The following is a 20,607-nucleotide window of genomic DNA, read 5'->3' as shown; positions in this document are numbered from 1 at the left end:
AAGACCCCTGCTAAAACAGCAAGACAAACTATCCAAAATTTCGCTCTGAGTAAAGTCACACTCAGAATAAAACAGGTTTAAAATATGTAGAGATTATAATCAAATCTAATCCATTCACGAGGTGCAAAAATACCGTACTGATTGTTTTTATTCATAAATATAGACGCTTGTAGGGCGCCTATATTCGGTATTTCAACGTGAATAGGTTCGACTTATTGTCGGCCCATTATTGGCGACCAGAATGACCGAAACCACCTTCACCTCGTTCAGTCGCGTCAAAGTCATCCACAATATTGAATTGCGCCTGAACAACAGGAACAAAGACCATTTGTGCCATACGTTCACCCGGTTCAACGGTGAATGCTTTGTCGCTACGGTTCCATACTGACACCATCAGTTGACCTTGGTAGTCTGAATCGATTAAACCAACTAAGTTACCCAGTACTACACCATGCTTATGACCTAAACCTGAACGTGGCAGAATTACTGCGGCAAGTTGCTCGTCTGCAATATGGATAGCTAGACCCGTTGGGATCAATTCAGTTTGACCCGGTGCTAAATCGATAGGTGCATCAATACATGCACGTAAATCTAAACCCGCAGAGCCAGTGGTTGCGTAAGTTGGCAGTGGAAACTCGTTCCCAATACGGGCATCAAGAATTTTCAGATCGATCTTTTTCATAACGTTGGAGTATCTCGTCAAGTAAATGGTGGCTTAATTCAATTTTACTACTGTGTGGTAATCGAACATCACCGTGGGCATCAAATAGATGTAGTGCATTGTTATCACTATTAAAGCCATTATCCGCTAAGGAAACGTCATTCGCACAAATTAAATCAAGTCGCTTTTGTTGGCGCTTTTGTCGTGCATATTCTTCGACATTTTGGGTCTCTGCCGCGAAACCGACTACATAAGGGCGATTTTGCGTAAGTTTTCCTACACTTGCCACAATGTCAGGGTTTTGTACAAGGGTAATGGAAACTTCATTCCCTTGTTTCTTAATTTTATTCTCAGCGACGGTTTTAGCTCGGTAATCTGCAACCGCAGCACAGCCGATAAAAATATCTTGCTCAGTAATAGACTGGTGTACTTGTTCATACATCTCAAGGGCGCTCGTCACGTTAATGCGGTTTACACCATTCGGTGTTGCCAGATTAACAGGACCTGCTACTAGAGTGACCTTCGCTCCGCGTTCACTGGCAGCTTGCGCGATGGCAAAACCCATTTTTCCAGAACTATGATTACTGATAAAGCGTACAGGATCCAAATCTTCACGGGTTGGACCTGCCGTAACCATGATTGAAATCCCCTGTAGGTCTGAACGTGATTGCTGACCTAAACATGATTGAAAGTGCTGACCAGCCAATTTCACGATAGCTAATGGGTCAATCATACGCCCTGGCCCCACATCACCACATGCTTGGCTGCCTTCATCAGGACCCCAAATCATACACTGGCGTTGTTGCAGTCTGATTAAATTATCCTGTGTTGCTGCAGCGCGATACATTTGTTGATTCATCGCAGGCACGACGGCAATAGGCGCCGCAGATGCAAGACAAACGGTCGTAAGTAAATCATTCGCCATGCCAGCGCTTAATCGTGCGATTAAATCGGCAGTAGCTGGCGCTAAAATAATTATATCAGCCCATTTTGCCAATTCAATGTGACCCATTGCGGCCTCAGCGGCAGGGTCTAGCAAATCATCAGCGACCGGATAACCGGAAACGGCTTGCAAAGTAAGAGGTGTAATGAACGCTTTTGCCGCAGGTGTCATGACAACACGTACAGATGCCCCTTCATCACGCAGTCGGCGAGTGAGTTCAGGGATTTTATAAGCGGCTATTCCACCACTGATACCAAGAACAATTCGCTTACCTAATAATGAGTTAACTGAAGTTTGTTGAGTCATGGTCTCTGTCCGATTTGGTCAACATGGGGGGCATCTTACCATATCAATGAGCTTGGTGAGAGAGCCGATTTTGTATCCCGATGCTATTTTTGCGAAGCGCTACGCAAAGGCTAGTTTATATGGTTGCCCTGTGTATGTTGGTTGACTACAAAGAGGGCAACGACGTGAAAGAGGATGAGTCGATGCACGAATACATGGAGCTTTTACCACGAGAAAAAATGTTGGCATATGGAGCTGCATCATTATCTGATGCAGAGTTATTAGCTATTTTCTTACGTACAGGAACACGAGGTGAACCCGTTTTACAACTTGCTCAGCGTTTACTTCATGAGTTTGGTTCACTCTATCTATTAGTGCAAGCTGACTACGCAAAGCTGATTGAATGCAAAGGCTTGGGGGCTTGTAAATTAAGTCAGTTGCAAGCCGCTAGCGAACTCGCAAGGCGTTGTTTTTCTGCGCAAGTGCTTTGTGATGACATCATGGATAACCCCAATACATTGAAATCGAGGTTGCTTGAATTGTTTTCAGGGCAGGAGCGAGAGGTTTTCATGGTGCTATTTTTGAATAACCAGCATCAGGTGATTTGCCAGGAAGAGATGTTTAAAGGCACTATCAATCGCGTTGAAGTGCATCCAAGAGAAATTATCCGGTTTGCCATGAAAATGAATGCCAGAGCGATAGTGCTTGCTCATAATCACCCATCAGGAAACCCTGAGCCAAGCATGGCAGATAAGTACGTTACTGAGAAAATTCAGAGTGCTTGTGACATGATGGGGATTAAATTACTTGATCATTTTGTGGTTGGACACAAATCTTGCACCTCATTTGCAGAGCGTGGATGGCTGTAAAATCATTTTTTTGACTAAAAAATGACAACTTTTGCTGTGTTGGGCTTGAGTGAAAACGATTGAAAGCGTATACTACGCCACCTTTAAGGATCTCGGGTTTGACGAGAAGAGCCTATCTCAGTAAATTTTTTTGCTAAGATAAAGATATTTTGTTGATCACTTAAAAGTTTGCTGAGATGGGCTCCTAAGCCTGACGAGGCAGTCAAGCCCAGAACAAAAAAGCTCGAGCTGATTAGATTTTTGGAGAATAGACATGTCACGAGTCTGCCAAGTTACCGGCAAGCGTCCAATGAGCGGTAACAACCGTTCACACGCATTAAACGCGACCAAACGTCGTTTTTTGCCAAACCTGCACTCTCACCGTTTCTGGGTTGAGTCTGAGAAACGTTTCGTAACACTGCGTGTATCTGCTAAAGGTATGCGTGTTATCGATAAAAAGGGTATTGATGCTGTTCTTGCTGAACTGCGTACCCGCGGTGAGAAGTACTAAGGAGCTAAAAAATGGCTAAAGGTATTCGCGAGAAAATCAAGCTGGTTTCTTCTGAAGGTACAGGTCACTTCTATACCACTACGAAGAACAAGCGCACAATGCCAGAAAAACTGGAACTGAAAAAATTCGATCCAGTTGTTCGTAAGCATGTGATCTACAAAGAAGCAAAAATCAAATAATTTTGCTTTCTGCGTACGAAGAACCCAGCTTAGGCTGGGTTTTTTTATGTCAAAAATTAGCCATAAAGTGGCTATCCATAGGGATATTGATTAAAAACTATAACCATTAATCTGAACGTAGTAACATATTCAGTATTCATGGAATTAATAACGCATTTTATTGTCAAATATCCATATCAATTTATCTACTAGACCTGATTAAGAGCTCCTGGTGAAAAAACAGTATAAAAAAATTCTTGTAATCAAGATGCGGTTTCATGGTGACATGCTACTGACGACGCCTGTTATCAGCTCATTAAAGCAAAATTATCCTGATGCCCAGATTGATGTTTTGCTTTATCAGGACACCATTCCCATTTTGTCGGAAAACCAAGAGATCCATACACTATATGGTATGAAAGGTAAGAAAAGCGGTGGTTTGAGCAAAGCCTGCAACTTTTTAAGTCTACTGTTTAAATTACGTCGTAATCAGTACGATTTGGTGGTTAACCTTGCCGACCAGTGGATGGTTTCGTTACTCGTTCGCGCCATTCCCGCAGAAACTAAGATTTCGCACGATTTCGGTCATCGTGATTCGAAATTTTGGCGAAATAGCTTTACGCATCTCACTCCCCCTGAAGGGGAGCATGTTGTTTTAAATAATCTTTCTGTATTAAAACCGTTAGGGATCCAAGAACTTAAAACAGACCTAACCATGTCTTATGCGGAAGATGATTGGAAAAAAATTGATCAAAGACTGTTAGATCTTGGCGTTCACAGTAGCTATGTCGTGATCCAGCCAACCGCCCGACAAATTTTTAAATGTTGGGATAATGAAAAATTCTCAGCCGTCATTGATGCATTGCAGTCTCGTGGCTATCAAGTGGTATTAACGTCAGGCCCAAGCAAAGAAGATTTAGCGTGTGTGAATGAAATTGCGGAGAATTGCCAAACCAAGCCAACGACTGAGCTTGCAGGAAAAACATCCTTCCCTGAATTAGGCGCATTAATTGCACACGCTGCTCTTTTTATTGGTGTCGATTCTGCACCAATGCATATTGCTGCCGCGGTTAAAACTCCCATTGTTTGCTTATTTGGTGCCACAAACCATATTTTCTGGCGTCCATGGAGCGATAATGTGGTGAAATTCTGGGCGGGGGACTATGAAAATATGCCACCTAGAGATGAACTAGACCGCAATAAAAAATATCTCTCCGTGATCCCTGCGAGTGATGTGATTGAAGCAACGGAGCAAATGCTACCGATGAATATGCGCTCAATGATGGGAAGGTACTAAGATGGTATTGGCATTTTGTCTGTATAAATATTTTCCATTTGGCGGGCTACAACGCGACTTTTTACGTATCGCGATGGCTTGCCAAGCTCGTGGACATCAGATTCGCGTTTATACCCAGTCATGGGAAGGTGAACGCCCAGAACAGTTTGAAATTATTATTGTTCCTACTAGTTCAGGCACTAACCATGGACGAAATGCCCAATATTGTGAATGGGTAATGGCACATCTGAAGCAACATCCTGTAGATAGAATTGTTGGCTTTAATAAAATGCCGGAGCTGGATGTATATTTTGCTGCGGATGTTTGTTATGCGCAAAAAGTGGCTGAAGAAAAAGGCTTTTTCTATAAGCTGACCCCACGCTATAAACATTATGCTGCTTTTGAAAAAGCCGTCTTCCAGAAAGGAAAGGCAACGCAGCTAATGATGCTCACTCCTCATCAAATTGCCCATTTTGAAAAGCATTATGGAACGGAAAATAACCGTTTTCACATGCTGCCTCCGGGTATCGCCGTTGACCGAAAATATAACCAACAGATTGCGGATGCTAAGCGTATTTATCGAGAAAAGAATCAAATTCCGGAATCTGCATTTTTACTGCTTCAAGTTGGGTCTGATTTTAAACGCAAGGGCGTTGATAGAACGCTCAAGGCGATGGCTGCACTGCCTGAAAACATCAGAAATAACACACTTTTGATGGTGGTAGGGCAAGACAAACCCGCTAAATATCAACGATTAGCGGAAATGTTGGGAATCGCTAAACAAGTTTCATTTTTTAGCGGACGCAATGACATTGCGGAGCTAATGGCTGCTGCGGATATTTTGATGCATCCGGCTTATCAAGAAGCGGCTGGGATTGTCCTGCTTGAAGCGATTGTTGCTGGATTGCCAATTATAGTCACTGAAGTGTGTGGTTATGCGTCCTTTATTGACAAAGCACAGTGTGGCGTGGTGGTCAATGAGCCGTTTGAACAGACGGTTTTAAATCAGGCTCTATGCGATAGTCTGCAAGATCCACAGAAACGAGCTCAGTGGATAAACAATGCGAAATACTATGCGGATACAGAAGATCTGTATAGTTTACCGGAAAAAGCGGCCGATATTATTTTAGGATGCTCTAATGGTTGAGTTAAAAGCGCCTTTTAACGAATTATGGAAAGGTAAAGACCCATTTGTTGAAACAGATAAACTGGATGGCGAAGTTTTCCGTGCATTGGAAACGCGCAGAACATTGCGTTTCCAGCTTGATGATAAAAGCTATTTTATTAAGATTCACTATGGCACGACGCTAAAAGAGGTTTTGAAGAATTTATTTTCATTCCGTTTACCTGTCTTAGGTGCAGATCGTGAATGGAATGCAATTCATCGATTGACTGAAGCTGGCGTTGATACCATGAACGGGCGTGCTTTCGGGCAAAAAGGGTGGAACCCACTTCGACGTCATTCATTTATTATTACTGAAGACCTCACTCCAACAGTGAGTTTAGAAGATTACTGCGCTAATTGGGCAACTCAACCGCCTAAATTTAGAATTAAGCAAATGTTGATCCAGCGAGTTGCCGAGATGGTACGTAAGATGCATCGCATCGGAATTAACCATCGCGACTGTTATATTTGCCATTTCTTACTGCATCTACCGTTCACAGAAAATTTGCAAGATTTAAAAATTTCAGTCATCGATTTGCATCGCGCACAGCTACGGTCGTCAGTTCCTACCCGCTGGCGAAATAAGGATTTAATTGGTTTATACTTTTCGTCACTAGAAATCGGCTTAACTCAACGAGATATTTTTCGGTTTATGAAGTTTTATTTTGAAATGCCGTTGCGTGAGATTTTGAAGAAAGAGCAACGATTAGTGCGAATCTCTGAGCAAAGAGCAGAAAAAATTCGCCAAAGAAGTTTAAAATATCGTTTATAAAAGATACTCAATATTAGCATCATAGACAGTTATTCAAACATTGTGATTGATTAGGTAAAAGGTAACGACATGATAAACAATGATATGATTAAATCATTGATAAAAATAAACGATAATCAAAACAGTGAAGATAGTTATTTTCACATTGGCTATGGTGTTGATGAGAAGTTTTTATACGGTGTCGGTACGTCAATTGCATCGGTTCTTCTCAATAATCAAGAAACAAATTTCCATTTTCACCTTTTTGTCGATAATTTGCCTGATGAAAAACTATTCCGTGGATTAGTCGAAAATACTCCACATAAGTTAACTATTTACTTTATTGATAACGAAAAATTTAAGCAGCTGCCGCTTCCATCTAAAGCGTGGAGCCATGCAATCTATTTTAGATTGCTCATTATTTCATATCTCTCGGATACCATTGATAACTTGTTATATCTTGATGCTGACATCATTTGTAAAGGCAATATGGCAGAGTTAAAGACTTTACAATTTGATGAAAATACCTTTGTTTATGCAGTGAAAGATAAATTCTGTAGTGAAAAACAGCGTTTATCGATCGATATGAGCAAGTATTTTAATTCAGGTTTTTTATATATGTCTCTCAAGTATCTGGCTGAGAGCGATATTCCAAATAAAGTTATTGAGTTAGTTGAAAAAAATGATTTCTCACATCCGGACCAAGATGCATTAAACGTTTTACTCAACGATAAGTTAGTCAATATTAGTGAAAACTATAATTATATGTTTTCTCTTGATTGGTATATTACGAGTAAAGGGCATCTGACTAAGATCCCTGATAGTGTGGTTTTTATTCATTTTGTGGGGCTAACCAAGCCTTTCCATGAGTGGGCAAATTTCTATGAAGAATACGATTATTTAGAGCGTGCCCGCAAGAATTCACCTTGGAAAGATATACCGTTATTAAAGCCAGAAGGCTATAAACAGTTGTCTCGTAAGAAATCTCATCTAAGAAAAAATGGTAAATATCTTCAGTTTATCATGACGACAATTCAATACTTAATGAAAAAAGCGTCCCATTAGATGTTGCATTAAAAAAGCCATCAGTATTGATGGCTTTTTTGTGTCATTTTTTCACCAAAACGTTATTTATCAAGATCGCAGTGAGTATGTTGTACAAAATAAAGATATCTAAGAAGATAAATTCAAATAGGCAGTAGACTAAAAAATAGCCAATAGATGATACCAATAAACCAATATTAAGAATATTTTTTTCGATTTGAATGCTTCTAACAAGGTCTCTAATATTAATAAAGAACGTAATGCTAAATAGAATTAATCCAATAAAGCCAATGTTATAAAGTATATTAAGAAAGAAAGGCTCATCATTGTTATAGAAACTTTCATTTCTATTTTTCGAGAATCCCATACCACCTTTAAATTGAGGGGCATCGTTGTCTTTCAAAAACTGGTCATAAGCGACAGAGCCATAACCAATACCAACAAGTTGATTTTGTAGTGTTTGAGTAAAAATAGGAAGGCGTGAAAGGACAATCTTGTCTCTTGTAGAGGTGATATTTTGTGCAGATACGGTTTGCTCTACCTTATTTTTAACCTGTGGTATCGTAAAGTAAGAAACTACAATTATTGTTAGGCCTAGTGTGGCGAAACCAATAGAACTTAATATAAATTTTTTATAGTTACTTGAAAGTAAAAATAAAATAATAATAGATTCAATAACAACAGAAAGAAACCCGCCTCGGCTGCCAGTATAGAGTAAAAATAAAAATGCCATAACAGATAGGAATAGCATTGAAATTTTTAATATTTTCTTCTTAAAAAGGAATATAGCGCTAAATGTAAAAGGGAAAAGTAGTGTCATATAGTGAGCAAACCCATATCTCAGTTGAAGATACATTGGCATGTCACTACCTTTTATAATTTTTAAAATAGGCGTAATAAAAAGAATAAATGCTAGGGTGGAAATTAAGGCATATGTGATGACTTTCTGGGATTTATTCTGATCATTTTGAAATACAATCAAAAATAAAGTAATAACAAAAATATAACGCCAATCATCAAATATCGCTTTGAGTGCGTCAGCGGTAAAACCTGAATATGTAAAGAAGGTCGCGCAAAATAAGCACCAAGCTAAAAAAAGGAATAAAAATTTTCGACCGCTAATGAGTTGGCTGAGTCCACTGAGAACGTTAATTTTTTTTGTAATTGCAATATATACAGTAAATAGAAAAAGCAATGCAGTTGATATGTTTAAAATTCCTTGGGTGTCATTCGTGAACATGCCAAGAGTCATTATAACTAGAAGTACAAAAGGAAGTTGGTTGATGGCATTACGTGTGTTATTCACAAAAATTCCTACATTAGTACGTTTAAAGTGCTCAGATTATGAGTAGTCTTAGGGTGAAAATATCCGAATAGATACCTATAAGCCATTGGTAAAAGAAATAAAAATAGATATATCTATTTTTATATTTGTCTGCTAATCGTTATTGCTTGTCAGGGCTACTATCTGAATCTTAGTCTATCTGTGCGAATGTTTTTAGGTGTAGACACCTAGATACTGAAAAAATTAATGAGTTATCAATATATTGGGTAGCATTCACACTTAGATAATTTTTATTTATGTTATAACAATAATTATCCATGTTATAGAGGTAATATGCGATTATTAATTAAGTTTTTCGCCAAATTGAGAGATAACAATGCCAGAACTTCCCGAAGTTGAAACCAGTCGCCGAGGTATTGAACCGCATTTAGTCGGCAATACAATCAGTTATGCAATTGTGCGTAATGAACGGTTACGTTGGCCGGTAAGTGAACAAATCATGCGTTTATCTGATGAAACCGTGATTAGTGTCCAGCGTCGGGCAAAATATCTGCTTATTGAACTGCACAAAGGGTGGATTATTGTCCATTTAGGAATGTCTGGCAGTGTGCGAATTCTAACGGAAGAGATACCCGAAGGGAAACATGACCATGTAGACCTTATCTTGGGTGACGGTAAAGTACTGCGCTACACTGACCCTCGACGCTTTGGTGCATGGCTTTGGTGCGATGATTTAGCATCTAGCTCCGTTCTCGCCCATTTAGGTCCTGAGCCTCTCTCTGATGAGTTCAATCCTAAATATCTCTTTGATTTAGCAGCTAAACGTAAGGTTGCAGTCAAACCTTGGTTGATGGACAACAAAGTCGTTGTTGGGGTAGGGAATATCTACGCTAATGAAGCGCTTTTTGCATCAAGAATCTCCCCAGAAAAGCTGACTAACACACTGACACTCAATGAAATTACCGAACTGGTTACACAGATTAAAAAAGTGCTGCAACGTTCAATAGAGCAAGGTGGAACCACCCTCAAAGACTTCTTACAGTCAGATGGAAAACCGGGTTACTTTGCTCAAGAGTTATTTGTGTATGGAAAAAAAGGCGAGCCTTGCTCTTTGTGCGGAACCTCGATTGAAAGTATCAAACAAGGACAGAGGACAACCTTTTATTGCCCTCAATGCCAGAAATAATCGCTAGATTTTGTTAAGTTTTTTCAACATAGCCTCAGCAACAACAGGCGGTAAAAACGACGAAATATCTCCATCATGAAGCGCGACATCTTTAATTAATGAGGATGAAACGAAAGATAAGCTTTGTGATGGCAGTAAAAATACTGTTTCTAGCTCCGGAACAAAATGGCGGTTCATATTAGCCAGCTGCCATTCATATTCAAAATCTGCCACTGAACGTACGCCGCGAATCAAAATATTCGCATTGTTTTTCTGTGCAAAATTCGCCATTAACTCAGAAAATCCAACCACTTCGACATTCTCTAAGTGTGCTGTAACTTGCTTCGCGAGCTCAACACGCTCTTCCAGATTAAACATAGGGCTTTTGCGTTGACTATTTGCGATAGCGAGTAAAACGTGATCAAACATCGCAGCGGCACGGGTGACGATATCGACGTGTCCAGAGGTAATCGGGTCAAAGGTTCCCGGATAAATAGCTTTATGGGTCATGATATTGCTATCTCTTTGTTTATTATTGCTTATCCTAATATATCGATAGGAATAAGTGACGGTGAAATCCACATTAACGGCAATTGCGTTCTCTTGCAACAATCACTGGTAAGCATCCATTTATTTTAAGTCTCATTTTAGGCACAGATTCTACACACTTTCAGTAATGGTTTATGGTAAGATACCGCCAATTTTGGTAAGTGAATCAGATCGAATGTTATTGCGTGTATATCAGGTACTTCTTTATCTCATCCAGCCATTGATTTGGATACGCTTATTATTGCGTAGCCGTAAAGCCCCTGCGTATCGCAAACGCTGGGGGGAACGCTATGGTTTTTGTGGTGGCAAAGTTGTTCCTAAAGGTATTTTATTACACTCAGTTTCTGTGGGGGAAACCCTTGCGGCAGTACCGTTAGTGCGTGCACTTCGCCATCACTATCCATCACTCCCTATCACTGTGACAACAATGACGCCGACAGGGTCAGAGCGTGTTCAGTCGGCATTTGGTGACGATATTAGTCACGTTTATCTCCCTTATGACTTACCAGGCTCAATGAGCCGTTTCCTTAATCAAGTTGATCCTAAACTGGTGATTATTATGGAAACAGAACTCTGGCCAAATATGATCAACCAATTGCATAAGCGTAATATTCCATTAGTTATCGCGAATGCTCGGTTATCTGAACGCTCCGCTGCGGGTTATCAAAAGCTTGGTAGCTTTGTGAAGCGTATGCTGCAAAATGTCACGATGGTGGCAGCTCAGCATCAAGAAGATGGTGAACGTTTTATTCAATTAGGGTTAAGACGTAAGCAGTTAGAAGTGACGGGAAGCTTAAAATTTGATATTTCCGTTACCCCTGAACTGGCTGTTAAAGCGATTACCTTACGCAGGCAGTGGGCCGCACATCGCCCTGTATGGATTGCGACAAGCACCCATGAAGGTGAAGAAGCCATTGTTTTGCAAACTCACCAACAGTTGCTGAAAAAATTTCCTAATTTATTACTCATTTTAGTCCCAAGGCATCCAGAACGTTTCGCAAAAGCGGAAGAGCTGACGCAAAAAGCAGGGCTAAGCTTCATTCGTCGTAGTAGTGGCGTTATCCCATCTCTAGAAACCCAAGTGGTTATTGGCGATACGATGGGGGAATTGATGTTACTGTACGGAATTGCAGATATTGCTTTCGTTGGCGGGAGCTTAGTTGAAACGGGCGGTCATAATCCACTTGAAGCAGCTGCGCATGCATTGCCTGTTTTAATGGGACCGCATACTTTTAATTTTAAAGATATTTGCGCGAAATTAACCCAAGCAGATGGGTTGATCACCGTGACGGACAGCGAATCACTGGCTCAAGCCGTCACGAGCCTGCTATCCGATGAAGATTATCGACTGTATTATGGTCGACATGCCGCAGAAGTATTACATGAAAACCAAGGCGCATTGCAGCGTTTACTTAAATTGTTGCAGCCTTATTTACCTCCTAGAGAACAGTAATATTCAGCAAAATATTGATAACTTGAATATTACTATAATGAGTAATAACAATTTCTCTCATTTCTGATTATTTTGTTTAAACTATAGTAAACTACCCAGTCACGTTTTTGCATACTCAGCCGAGCGAGAGGTAGCACTCTACAAGCTCGACGTAAAATAATGCGTATTTCCCTTTAACTTTATTGATAATTTCGCTGAAAAAAGAATGCCGACAACCAATCAACCAACTTCAAATAAGTATGTGTATCTTTGGATCATTGGCTATGCCATTGCCTGGATCCTTGCGAGTTTCTTTTTTGACCCGACCGTTCCTTACGATACGGTCGAAGCCGTTAACTGGGGAATGAATGGTGAGTGGGGATCCCCAAAAAACCCGTGGTTTGTCGGTACGATGATGTGGCCTGCCATCCATTTGGGGATTTCTTATAGTTTTTATTGGTATTTCAGCCATTTTATCGGTATTGGATTTGGGTTACTTGGGGTATGGAAACTTGCCTACCGGTTAGCAGGGCGCCGCGACCTTGCATGGTTTGCGATGCTGATGATGAATTTATCAGGTGTCATTAATTTCGATATTATTCCTTATAATGATAACTATATTTTAGTGACATTCTGGCCTTGGGTGATTTATCTCTTCCTGCGTGCCGTCGAAGATAACCCACTGTGGTGGCTACCTTTTGCTTTAGTTGCCGGCCTGGCAACAATGGGGAAATACTCCACGCTAGCTTTAGTTGGCTCCGTTTTCTTGCTCACCCTTTTTGTGAAACAAGCACGTCAAAGCTATCGCTATCCGGTGTTTTATCTAGCGATAGCACTGTGGTTTTCGATGATCTTGCCAAACTTCTTCTGGTTGATGGCGAGTGATTTTTCAGCTGTTAAATGGGTAGATTCGCAAATTGACCCGGGTTTTAACTTACACACCACGGAAGCTGCGTTAAGTGTGTTTTACCCGCTGATTATCGCAGCGATTATCTTATATTGTTGCGGCGGAAAAATCGGTTGGCCGAAAGCTTTATCGAACCGCATGGCAAACTTCATTATTTTATTTCCATTAGCCGTGATTTACGGTTGGTTCTCGTTCCATGATGGTGGGCGAATTACTGAGTGGTTACAGCCATTTATGATGGCCTGTGCGCCTTTATTTGTCGGCTCAATCACTGTAATGCCGAAAAAGTCACTGAAAAAACCGTTGATTGGTTTGGCGGTGGTTGGCGTCTTAATGGTATCTGGCTATCTCGTTGTTCAAGCAGGAAATATTCGCGGAGCGGGTCAGAAATTTATTGGCGTGAAAACCTTAATCGCTGAAGGTGAACAACGTTGGTATCAACGTTACGGAACACCAGTCAAATATGTTGGTGGTGAGGATAACCTACATCAATGGTTTATTATCTATGCCCAAGATAGACCGCATGTTATCCAGCCTTGGACGTTAGAAAACCATATGCCACCGAATGTGTACAATCGTGATATCACTGAAGCAGAAATTCGTGAGCATGGTGCTATTTTATTAGGGCGCAAATATGATGATTGTGCCCACGAAGATTTCGCCAAAGTACGCAAGTTCTGGCCTCAATTTACGATTGAAAAAGAAGATGTGATTTATCGCTCTGAACCGGATGCTGAGCCGAAAACTATGTGTTTTGGGTTTATTGCCCCAGAGAAAAAATAAATCTTTTATGCAGTGAAAAAAATAATTAAGCGGTCAAATGACCGCTTAATTTTTATGGGAGATAGGTTTTAGATAATGCTCTGAGTGGGCTATAACTCGGTGCGCAGCTGTTGGAATACAGTATCGGCTTTAATGCTATCCATTCTATTATCTACGCTTTTTATCTCATTTTGCCCTTTTCCATAACCACCAATTAAACCGGGGTTTGTTGGACCAAACAGCGTAAAATTCGGTTTATCCAGCGCGGCGGTTAAATGGCTTAAACCTGTATCGACAGAAACTACTGCCTTTGCGTCTGCAATCTGTTGCGCGACTTGTGCCAGCGTTAATTTTGGTAAAACTTCAACAAAATCAAAATCCTCAGCTAGTCTCATCGCTCGTTGATGCTCATGCTCTGCACCCCAAGGGAGTTTCACTCTCAGCCCAGTTTCCTTCATTAACTGAATCAGTTCACGCCAATGAGACTCAGGCCAATGCTTATCATCGCGGGTTGTGGAGTGCAAAAACAGCACATAGGGTGTTTCAGTTTCGTCGGTTGACTGCAAGAAATGGCGAGCTATCGCGTAATCTCCTTGGGTCCTAGGGCAAGTGTACCCGAGGCTTTTAGCAAATAATTGGCGAATACGCTCTACCGCATGTTGCTGTTTACTAATGGAATAACGATGGTCGTAGAAGAAGCTAGCAATTGGCTCGCGGATACTATGGCGGTCATAACCATGTTTAGAACCGTGAGCAAGGCGAGTGACTAGTAACGCACTTTTAAGTAACCCTTGCGCATCGATCACTGCATCGTAGCGGGTTTCCTGTAATTGGCGACGAAATGCTGCACGTTCGGCACGAGTTGGCGCAGAAAACCAATTTTTTCGCCAGCGACGGATTGCCACCGGAATCACTTTATTCACGGCGCTATGCCAGGTGGGGATTTGAGCGAATCCCTCTTCGACCACCCAATCAAATTGGATATTCGGTATTGCTACCTGCGCATCGGTTAATGCAGGCAGAGAGTGCAAAACATCTCCCATAGATGATGTTTTTACTAATAACACTCTCATTATTTAATACCTATATTTAAACGCGTGAGGGCATCCAGTACCATTTGCGGTTGAATATCAATTAAGCTCTGATGATAGCCACTTTCGCCGTCACCTTTACGCACTTTGTGGTAACCCGTAATCAGGCGGATAACTTCCGCTTTATCGGACAGTGGTGGAGTAAAGTCAGGGCTGCTTGGGCCATAGAGTGCGACTAACGGTTTATCGAGAGCCGCAGCTACATGCATTAAGCCAGAATCATTACTCACAATGGCTTGGCACGCATCAATAAGATTAACGGCTTGTTCTAACGACGTTTTTCCTGCGAAATTGAGGCAGTAATGACGAGCGTCATCCGTTAAATTTTGGCGGATTTCTTCACCTGCTTCATGGTCTTTTTGAGAGCCAAATAACAGAACTTGGTAGCCTTTCTCGCTAATTAATTTCTGGGCGAGCGCCGCATAGTGATAGTGTGGCCAGCGTTTTGCGGGACCAAATTCAGCGCCTGGGCAGAAACCAATAATTGGACGAGAAAAATCAATATTAAATTGACTAACAGTATCGCTAACTTGCTGTTTATCAGTGACTAATTTAGGCCATAGAATTGGGGCGGGAATATCATTGGCAGATTTGATGAGCTGCTTGTCATACGCTAATGCTACATAGCGTTGCACCATCAGCGGAAATGCTTGTTTATCTAATGGGCGTAAATCATTGAGCAGCCCATAACGCATTTCACCACGCCATCCCGTTCTTTTGGCGATTTTTGCAAAGAACGGCACCAGAGCAGATTTCAATGAATTAGGTAAAACAATCGCCTGATCGTACCCATTTTTCCGCAAATTGATGCCTAATTGACGACGTTCGCCAATTTCGAGCTTTCCATGGCCTAATGGCATGGAAATCGCTTCAGACACTTCGGGCATTTTCGCCAATAACGGACGGCACCAATCCGGTGCCATCACATCTATCTGAGCATGAGGATGCAGCGCCTTGATCGTACGATAAAGGCTCTGTGACATCATCATATCCCCTACCCATGAGGGGCCAATCACGAGTATTTTCATAGGCTCAGTTTTCATAGGTACGGTTTTCATAGGCACTGTTTTCATAAAAGACGATTACGCGTCTTTATTCAGCCATTGCATATATTCGGTCACGCCTTCAGCAACGGTTTTAAACGGTGCGGTGTAACCTGCGGCGCGTAATTTAGTCAGATCCGCCTGAGTGAAGCTTTGGTAGCGACCTTTTAATTTCTCAGGGAATTCAATGTATTCGATAGATACATTTTTATCTTTATGGAATTCAGTGACGGCATCGGCAACAGCTTGGAATGATTCCGCGCGACCTGTACCACAGTTGAAAATGCCAGAAACGTTATTTTCCCAGAACCATAAATTTACTGCTGCCACATCGCCAACGTAAATGAAGTCACGACGGAAAGTATCGCTTCCTTCAAACAGTTTCGGGGTTTGCCCTTCATTAATTTGTTTGTTTAAGTGGTAAGCCACGCTCGCCATGCTGCCTTTATGGTTTTCATTTGGTCCATAAACGTTGAAATAGCGGAAGCCACACACTTGAGACTGAGCTTCAGGCATGATGCTGCGGACATATTGGTCGAATTGGAATTTAGAGTAGCCGTATACATTCAGTGGTTTTTCAAATTCACGTTCTTCGATGAAATTATCGCTACGTCCGCCGTATGTCGCTGCGGAAGAGGCATACAGGAAGGGGATTTCACGCTCTAAACAGTAATGCAGCAGTTCTTTAGAAAATTGATAGTTATTATCCATCATATACTTACCATCCCACTCAGTGGTGGATGAGCAAGCACCTTCATGGAAAACAGCGTCAATATCGCCAAAATCATCACCCGCAATAACGCTCACGATAAAGTCTTCTTTATCCATGTAATCGGCGATATCGAGGTCAACAAGGTTGGCAAACTTAGTACCATCTTTCAGGTTATCCACCACCAGAATATCGGTGCGACCCATTTCATTCAGGGCTTTAATAATATTGCTGCCAATAAAACCAGCTCCGCCAGTGACTACGATCATCGTGAATACCTCAAGTGGGTTAAGAATAAATAGATACAAAATTGGGGTCTATAATAACACCTCTTTGTGCAGACAACAGTATATCGACCAGATAATTGTCCTAGTTGTCATACCTCTTTAAAGGGCATTATCGTGATCTTGCCTACAAACTTAACTTATTTGCTCACCAGATATCGCTAGTTCTAGTGACTATTATTAAACTCTGTAAACAACTTCTTTACAGGAACAAATCATGTCAGAACAATTTTACCAGCAGATTAAACAACAATTGGTGCAAATAGAAGCTGAAGGCTTGTTTAAACATGAGCGCATTATTACGACCTCTCAAGACGCGGATATTGAAATCCAGGGTGGACAGCGCGTTATTAACTTCTGTGCAAATAACTATTTAGGCTTAGCCAATCATCCCGCGTTGATTGAAGCGGCAAAACAGGGTATGGATAGCCATGGCTTTGGTATGGCATCGGTTCGCTTTATTTGCGGTACCCAAGACAGCCATAAAGTTCTTGAAAAGAAAATCGCGGATTTCCTTGGAATGGAAGATGCGATCCTTTATTCCTCTTGTTTTGATGCCAATGGCGGGCTTTTCGAAACGCTACTGGGACCAGAAGACGGCATTATTTCTGATGCGTTAAACCATGCTTCCATTATTGACGGTGTTCGCCTGTGTAAAGCCCAGCGATATCGCTACAGCAATAACAATATGACGGAATTAAAACAGCGCCTTGAAGAAGCGAAAGCTGCGGGTGCGCGTCATATTCTGATTGCGACTGACGGTGTTTTCTCGATGGATGGCGTGATTGCTGACTTGAAAACTGTCTGTGACCTTGCAGATGAATATAACGCATTGGTCATGGTAGATGACTCTCATGCTGTTGGTTTTGTTGGTGAAAACGGTCGTGGTAGCCACGAGTATTGTAAAGTGATGGGGCGAGTTGACATCATTACTGGCACACTGGGAAAAGCATTAGGTGGTGCATCGGGTGGTTATACTGCCGCCAAAAAAGAGGTTGTCGAGTGGTTACGTCAACGCTCTCGTCCGTATTTATTCTCTAACTCTTTGGCACCCGCTATTGTTGCTGCGTCCATTAAGGTGATCGATATGATGACCGAAGGGCAAGAGCGCCGTGAGAAATTGTGGCGTAATGCGGTGTTATTTAGAGAAAAAATGACGGCTGCAGGATTTACATTAGCAGGCGCCGATCATGCAATCATTCCTGTGATGTTGGGTGATGCCAAAATTGCTCAGCAATTTGCTTCAGAACTATTAAAAGAGGGTATTTATGTCACTGGATTTTTCTATCCGGTAGTTCCGCAAGGGCAAGCGCGAATTCGCACGCAAATGTCTGCTGCACACAGCGAAGAGGATATTTTACACGCTGTTGATGCATTCACCCGTATTGGCAAAAAGCTTCAACTAATTTAGTTATAAATTTGATTTTCTTATGAAATTAATGCAGTTGTGAAATTAAAGTGGTCATTAAATTAATGTAATCATAAATAAAAGGTCGCCTATGAAAGCACTGTCCAAATTAAAAGCAGAACCAGGTATATGGATGACAGACGTTCCGAAACCGGAACTGGGACACAATGATGTGATGATTAAAATCCGTAAAACCGCCATTTGCGGTACGGATGTTCATATCTACAACTGGGATGAATGGTCGCAAAAAACGATTCCAGTTCCGATGGTGGTGGGTCATGAATATATAGGGGAAATTGTTGAGATTGGGCAGGAAGTTAAAGGGTTTAAAATTGGTGACCGTGTTTCTGGCGAAGGGCATATTACCTGCGGTCATTGCCGTAATTGCCGAGGTGGGCGTACCCACTTATGCCGTAATACCATTGGCGTCGGTGTAAATCGCCCAGGATGTTTTGCTGAGTATTTGGTGATCCCAGCGTTTAACGCCTTTAAAATTCCAGACAATATTCCCGATGAAATTGCAGCAATTTTTGACCCATTTGGTAATGCGGTACATACGGCACTATCGTTTGATTTAGTGGGGGAAGATGTGCTGGTTTCGGGCGCAGGTCCTATTGGTATTATGGCGGCAGCAGTTTGCCGACATGTTGGTGCTCGCCATGTGGTGATCACTGACGTGAATGATTATCGCCTTGAATTAGCGAAAAAAATGGGTGTCTCCCGCGCGGTGAATGTGAGCCGTGAAAATCTTAAAGACGTCATGAATGAACTGGGCATGAAAGAAGGCTTTGATGTGGCGCTAGAAGTTTCAGGGGCGCCCGCTGCTTTCCAAACTATGCTAGATACAATGAATCATGGTGGCAGAATTGCGCTATTAGGTATTCCTCCATCATCAATGACAACAGACTGGAGCCAAGTTATATTTAAAGGTCTGTTTATCAAGGGAATTTATGGGCGTGAAATGTTTGAAACTTGGTATAAGATGGCGACACTCGTGCAATCAGGCCTCGATTTATCACCAATCATAACTCATGAGTTTTCTATTGATGATTTTCAAAAAGGCTTTGATGTGATGTGCTCAGGGCAGTCAGGAAAAGTGATTTTAAACTGGGATTAATGCAGAATTAGCTTATGAGTTTAAAGGGTTTATTGGCGAAGGCCTTTAAACCCTTTTCTATGTTTAGTCTTACCCGTTATGGTATTTTCTTTTCTGTAATCAGGGGCTGTAGGGTTTTATCTTGATAAATGGCCTCGACCACAAACATGAGTAGCTCAATGCCCTGAAGTCGGGTGGTTGGGAGTTCGATATCGCATACGCCTAACTCTGCGGGACTGACTGATTTTTCAGGTTGCTCCGCAGCATCGTTGGTCAGTTCTGGCTCCGCAAGAGTTGGTGTAGCATCATCAGAATCTACCGTTGTTTTAGCCGCTTCATGAGGTTTTGCCTCTGATTTGAATGGCATTTTTGTCTCTGGCTTTGTCACTGGCAGAGTTGGATTAACGCCTTCAGGTTGCATTCTGAGCGTTTTACGTGGTTCGCCAGTTGCTGGCTGATAGCCGACCAGTGAACTGACAGGCACAAGCTCAATATCAGAGGGAACCAGTGGAATAAATTTTTGTAAGGCGCGCACGGTTGATGGATGCGGGTGACCAATAGCCACCGCGCTGCCATGTTTACGCGCGTAAGCAATGGCTTTATTCAACTGTGTACGGGTTTCTTCTTCAGATTGGTGATTATCAATAAAAATATTGCGCTTCGTAGAGGGAACGCCAAATTCTTTAGCAGCATTCAATGCTTGCGTATTACCAATCGTGACGCTATCCAAGAAAAAGAGGTTCGATTGCGACAGTGAGCGCATCACATTGCGCATCCCAGAAAGGCTGGAGGTCATCTCGCTGCCCATATGGTTATTCATTCCTTTAGCGTGAGGAACTCGGCTAATGGCATTTTTGATGATGCGGTCAACCTCTTCAGCACTCATCGAGGGTGCCAAAGTGTCTTTTTCGAGAGGCTGTTTACTCAATGGTTTCATGGGCATATGGATTAAAATATCCCGCCCTTGCTGATAGGCGGTTGCTGCGACTTCAGCACCATGAGGTGAGTTAGGTAAAATAGCAATGCTAATGGCCGCCGGTAACGCTAGGATTTGATTATCTTCTTTGGCTCGGTAACCGAAATCATCAATGACAATAGCGAGTTTGGCGGCACTCGCCTGAGAGCTGACCAGGATAAGGAGCAGGCTAATCAGTGATTTCATCGGCGAGTGTTTTAACATAATTATTTTCCTAACTTTTTATAGCCTAGCATTTTATAGGTAGTGTGAAAGGTG

General features: G+C 41.8%; 20 protein-coding genes. 12 read left to right on the top strand and 8 right to left on the bottom strand.

Going from position 1 to position 20,607, the window contains the following annotated elements:
* Positions 1-226: 226 nt before the first annotated feature.
* Together dut and coaBC are read right to left on the bottom strand one after the other, a co-directional pair.
* Positions 227-682 (bottom strand): dUTP diphosphatase, encoded by a 456-nt coding sequence (dut, locus tag ACY3ZI_RS20410; RefSeq protein ID WP_211887606.1) that lies wholly within the window; start codon positions 680-682, stop codon positions 227-229.
* A complete protein-coding gene (coaBC, locus tag ACY3ZI_RS20405) occupies positions 654-1,910 on the bottom strand; it encodes a bifunctional phosphopantothenoylcysteine decarboxylase/phosphopantothenate--cysteine ligase CoaBC (RefSeq protein ID WP_211887607.1) in 1,257 nt (418 codons plus the stop codon). The genes dut and coaBC overlap by 29 nt, the downstream gene beginning before the upstream one ends.
* Before the next feature lie 182 nt (positions 1,911-2,092).
* On the opposite strand from coaBC, the gene radC reads away from it, so the two are divergent.
* The 7 genes from radC to ACY3ZI_RS20370 all read left to right on the top strand — a co-directional run bounded on the left by radC (position 2,093) and on the right by ACY3ZI_RS20370 (position 7,663).
* Complete coding sequence (gene radC / locus ACY3ZI_RS20400) at positions 2,093-2,758, top strand: RadC family protein (RefSeq protein ID WP_036950916.1); 666 nt, start codon at positions 2,093-2,095, stop codon at positions 2,756-2,758.
* A 253-nt stretch (positions 2,759-3,011) separates the two neighbouring features.
* Complete coding sequence (gene rpmB / locus ACY3ZI_RS20395; protein WP_004265123.1) at positions 3,012-3,248, top strand: 50S ribosomal protein L28; 237 nt, start codon at positions 3,012-3,014, stop codon at positions 3,246-3,248.
* An 11-nt stretch (positions 3,249-3,259) separates the two neighbouring features.
* Positions 3,260-3,427, top strand: a complete 168-nt coding sequence (gene rpmG / locus ACY3ZI_RS20390) for a 50S ribosomal protein L33 (protein WP_004265124.1) — start codon at positions 3,260-3,262, stop codon at positions 3,425-3,427.
* Positions 3,428-3,638: 211 nt separating this feature from the next.
* Complete coding sequence (gene rfaQ, locus ACY3ZI_RS20385; RefSeq protein WP_132497010.1) at positions 3,639-4,703, top strand: lipopolysaccharide core heptosyltransferase RfaQ; 1,065 nt, start codon at positions 3,639-3,641, stop codon at positions 4,701-4,703.
* Position 4,704: 1 nt separating this feature from the next.
* On the top strand, positions 4,705-5,829 hold the full coding sequence (locus ACY3ZI_RS20380; protein ID WP_487375760.1) for a glycosyltransferase family 4 protein: 1,125 nt from the start codon (positions 4,705-4,707) through the stop codon (positions 5,827-5,829).
* A complete protein-coding gene (gene rfaP, locus ACY3ZI_RS20375) occupies positions 5,822-6,619 on the top strand; it encodes a lipopolysaccharide core heptose(I) kinase RfaP (RefSeq protein ID WP_487375759.1) in 798 nt (265 codons plus the stop codon). The genes ACY3ZI_RS20380 and rfaP overlap by 8 nt, the downstream gene beginning before the upstream one ends.
* 69 nt (positions 6,620-6,688) lie before the next feature.
* Positions 6,689-7,663, top strand: coding sequence for a glycosyltransferase (locus tag ACY3ZI_RS20370; RefSeq protein WP_211887612.1), 975 nt, complete (start codon positions 6,689-6,691; stop codon positions 7,661-7,663).
* A gap of 43 nt (positions 7,664-7,706) precedes the next feature.
* Here the strand turns inward: ACY3ZI_RS20370 and ACY3ZI_RS20365 are convergent, their stop codons facing one another.
* Positions 7,707-8,948, bottom strand: coding sequence for an O-antigen ligase family protein (locus ACY3ZI_RS20365; protein WP_211887613.1), 1,242 nt, complete (start codon positions 8,946-8,948; stop codon positions 7,707-7,709).
* A 355-nt stretch (positions 8,949-9,303) separates the two neighbouring features.
* Here ACY3ZI_RS20365 and mutM point away from each other — a divergent pair, with 355 nt between their 5' ends.
* Complete coding sequence (gene mutM, locus ACY3ZI_RS20360; protein WP_487375758.1) at positions 9,304-10,113, top strand: bifunctional DNA-formamidopyrimidine glycosylase/DNA-(apurinic or apyrimidinic site) lyase; 810 nt, start codon at positions 9,304-9,306, stop codon at positions 10,111-10,113.
* A 3-nt stretch (positions 10,114-10,116) separates the two neighbouring features.
* Here mutM and coaD read toward each other — a convergent pair whose 3' ends face one another.
* A complete protein-coding gene (gene coaD, locus ACY3ZI_RS20355) occupies positions 10,117-10,602 on the bottom strand; it encodes a pantetheine-phosphate adenylyltransferase (RefSeq protein ID WP_211887615.1) in 486 nt (161 codons plus the stop codon).
* 214 nt (positions 10,603-10,816) lie between these two features.
* Here coaD and waaA point away from each other — a divergent pair, with 214 nt between their 5' ends.
* Both waaA and ACY3ZI_RS20345 read left to right on the top strand, forming a co-directional pair.
* A complete protein-coding gene (gene waaA / locus ACY3ZI_RS20350) occupies positions 10,817-12,094 on the top strand; it encodes a lipid IV(A) 3-deoxy-D-manno-octulosonic acid transferase (RefSeq protein ID WP_132497017.1) in 1,278 nt (425 codons plus the stop codon).
* Positions 12,095-12,299: 205 nt separating this feature from the next.
* Positions 12,300-13,763, top strand: coding sequence for an ArnT family glycosyltransferase (locus tag ACY3ZI_RS20345; RefSeq protein WP_487375757.1), 1,464 nt, complete (start codon positions 12,300-12,302; stop codon positions 13,761-13,763).
* An 89-nt stretch (positions 13,764-13,852) separates the two neighbouring features.
* Here the strand turns inward: ACY3ZI_RS20345 and rfaC are convergent, their stop codons facing one another.
* Genes rfaC through rfaD form a run of 3 tightly spaced genes read right to left on the bottom strand, consistent with a single transcriptional unit; the run spans position 13,853 to position 16,854 of the window.
* Positions 13,853-14,815, bottom strand: a complete 963-nt coding sequence (gene rfaC / locus ACY3ZI_RS20340; protein ID WP_487375756.1) for a lipopolysaccharide heptosyltransferase RfaC — start codon at positions 14,813-14,815, stop codon at positions 13,853-13,855.
* Positions 14,815-15,861 carry an ADP-heptose--LPS heptosyltransferase RfaF gene (gene rfaF, locus ACY3ZI_RS20335; RefSeq protein ID WP_108479147.1) on the bottom strand — a complete coding sequence of 349 codons (1,047 nt, stop codon included), beginning with the start codon at positions 15,859-15,861 and terminating at the stop codon, positions 14,815-14,817. Before rfaF ends, rfaC begins: the two co-directional genes overlap by 1 nt.
* 54 nt (positions 15,862-15,915) lie before the next feature.
* Positions 15,916-16,854: an ADP-glyceromanno-heptose 6-epimerase gene (rfaD, locus tag ACY3ZI_RS20330; protein WP_036950761.1), complete on the bottom strand. Its 939-nt coding sequence runs from the start codon at positions 16,852-16,854 to the stop codon at positions 15,916-15,918.
* Between the two features lie 232 nt (positions 16,855-17,086).
* Here rfaD and ACY3ZI_RS20325 point away from each other — a divergent pair, with 232 nt between their 5' ends.
* Together ACY3ZI_RS20325 and tdh are read left to right on the top strand one after the other, a co-directional pair.
* The gene (locus tag ACY3ZI_RS20325; RefSeq protein ID WP_487375755.1) at positions 17,087-18,280 is read left to right on the top strand and encodes a glycine C-acetyltransferase; all 1,194 of its coding nucleotides are present in this window, start codon (positions 17,087-17,089) and stop codon (positions 18,278-18,280) included.
* An 88-nt stretch (positions 18,281-18,368) separates the two neighbouring features.
* Positions 18,369-19,394 carry an L-threonine 3-dehydrogenase gene (gene tdh / locus ACY3ZI_RS20320; RefSeq protein WP_487375754.1) on the top strand — a complete coding sequence of 342 codons (1,026 nt, stop codon included), beginning with the start codon at positions 18,369-18,371 and terminating at the stop codon, positions 19,392-19,394.
* A 76-nt stretch (positions 19,395-19,470) separates the two neighbouring features.
* Here the strand turns inward: tdh and ACY3ZI_RS20315 are convergent, their stop codons facing one another.
* Positions 19,471-20,553 (bottom strand): divergent polysaccharide deacetylase family protein, encoded by a 1,083-nt coding sequence (locus ACY3ZI_RS20315; protein WP_487375753.1) that lies wholly within the window; start codon positions 20,551-20,553, stop codon positions 19,471-19,473.
* Between the last annotated feature and the right edge of the window lie 54 nt (positions 20,554-20,607).

The sequence above is a fragment of the Providencia sp. LY12 genome, assembly GCF_057621555.1.
Note: the sequence above shows the minus strand (reverse complement) of the source record. Positions and strands in the feature narration are given on the sequence as shown.

Excerpts from the sequence above, each read along its gene's own strand:
- dut (WP_211887606.1), bottom strand. The coding sequence starts at position 682 with ATGAAAAAGATCGATCTGAAAATTCTTGATGCCCGTATTGGGAACGAG.
- coaBC (WP_211887607.1), bottom strand. The coding sequence starts at position 1,910 with ATGACTCAACAAACTTCAGTTAACTCATTATTAGGTAAGCGAATTGTT.
- radC (WP_036950916.1), top strand. The coding sequence starts at position 2,093 with ATGCACGAATACATGGAGCTTTTACCACGAGAAAAAATGTTGGCATAT.
- rpmB (WP_004265123.1), top strand. The coding sequence starts at position 3,012 with ATGTCACGAGTCTGCCAAGTTACCGGCAAGCGTCCAATGAGCGGTAAC.
- rpmG (WP_004265124.1), top strand. The coding sequence starts at position 3,260 with ATGGCTAAAGGTATTCGCGAGAAAATCAAGCTGGTTTCTTCTGAAGGT.
- ACY3ZI_RS20380 (WP_487375760.1), top strand. The coding sequence starts at position 4,705 with ATGGTATTGGCATTTTGTCTGTATAAATATTTTCCATTTGGCGGGCTA.
- rfaP (WP_487375759.1), top strand. The coding sequence starts at position 5,822 with ATGGTTGAGTTAAAAGCGCCTTTTAACGAATTATGGAAAGGTAAAGAC.
- ACY3ZI_RS20370 (WP_211887612.1), top strand. The coding sequence starts at position 6,689 with ATGATAAACAATGATATGATTAAATCATTGATAAAAATAAACGATAAT.
- mutM (WP_487375758.1), top strand. The coding sequence starts at position 9,304 with ATGCCAGAACTTCCCGAAGTTGAAACCAGTCGCCGAGGTATTGAACCG.
- coaD (WP_211887615.1), bottom strand. The coding sequence starts at position 10,602 with ATGACCCATAAAGCTATTTATCCGGGAACCTTTGACCCGATTACCTCT.
- waaA (WP_132497017.1), top strand. The coding sequence starts at position 10,817 with ATGTTATTGCGTGTATATCAGGTACTTCTTTATCTCATCCAGCCATTG.
- ACY3ZI_RS20345 (WP_487375757.1), top strand. The coding sequence starts at position 12,300 with ATGCCGACAACCAATCAACCAACTTCAAATAAGTATGTGTATCTTTGG.
- rfaC (WP_487375756.1), bottom strand. The coding sequence starts at position 14,815 with ATGAGAGTGTTATTAGTAAAAACATCATCTATGGGAGATGTTTTGCAC.
- rfaF (WP_108479147.1), bottom strand. The coding sequence starts at position 15,861 with ATGAAAATACTCGTGATTGGCCCCTCATGGGTAGGGGATATGATGATG.
- rfaD (WP_036950761.1), bottom strand. The coding sequence starts at position 16,854 with ATGATCGTAGTCACTGGCGGAGCTGGTTTTATTGGCAGCAATATTATT.
- ACY3ZI_RS20325 (WP_487375755.1), top strand. The coding sequence starts at position 17,087 with ATGTCAGAACAATTTTACCAGCAGATTAAACAACAATTGGTGCAAATA.
- tdh (WP_487375754.1), top strand. The coding sequence starts at position 18,369 with ATGAAAGCACTGTCCAAATTAAAAGCAGAACCAGGTATATGGATGACA.
- ACY3ZI_RS20315 (WP_487375753.1), bottom strand. The coding sequence starts at position 20,553 with ATGTTAAAACACTCGCCGATGAAATCACTGATTAGCCTGCTCCTTATC.